Origin of the sequence: Enterococcus sp. C65, assembly GCF_040887165.1 — a bacterium.
Lineage (GTDB): Bacteria > Bacillota > Bacilli > Lactobacillales > Enterococcaceae > Enterococcus_B > Enterococcus_B hirae.
The window spans coordinates 1-268 of the sequence record NZ_JBFOFG010000042.1 but is presented as its reverse complement, the minus strand read 5'-3'; the positions used below and the strand labels follow the sequence as shown (position 1 = coordinate 268).

Genomic DNA, 268 nt, shown 5'->3' with positions numbered 1-268 from the left:
TTAAGTTATCCATGGAGGTTTAGCTCAGCTGGGAGAGCATCTGCCTTACAAGCAGAGGGTCAGCGGTTCGATCCCGTTAACCTCCATATGAGCCGTTAGCTCAGTTGGTAGAGCATCTGACTTTTAATCAGAGGGTCACAGGTTCGAGCCCTGTACGGCTCATATTTTTTGCGGGTGTGGCGGAATTGGCAGACGCACTAGATTTAGGATCTAGCGCCTTACGGCGTGGGGGTTCAAGTCCCTTCACCCGCATAATATGATTTTTTTA

3 tRNA genes are annotated in these 268 nt (G+C 49.3%); all 3 read left to right on the top strand.

Annotated features, from left to right (window positions below):
* Nucleotides 1-13 precede the first annotated feature (13 nt).
* The 3 genes from AB3I12_RS13470 (at nt 14) to AB3I12_RS13460 (ending at nt 252) form a co-directional block, all read left to right on the top strand.
* Nucleotides 14-86: transfer RNA gene (locus tag AB3I12_RS13470), tRNA-Val, on the top strand.
* A gap of 3 nt (nt 87-89) precedes the next feature.
* Nucleotides 90-162 (top strand) — tRNA-Lys (locus tag AB3I12_RS13465).
* 8 nt (nt 163-170) lie between these two features.
* Nucleotides 171-252: transfer RNA gene (locus tag AB3I12_RS13460), tRNA-Leu, on the top strand.
* The last annotated feature ends 16 nt before the right edge of the window (nt 253-268 follow it).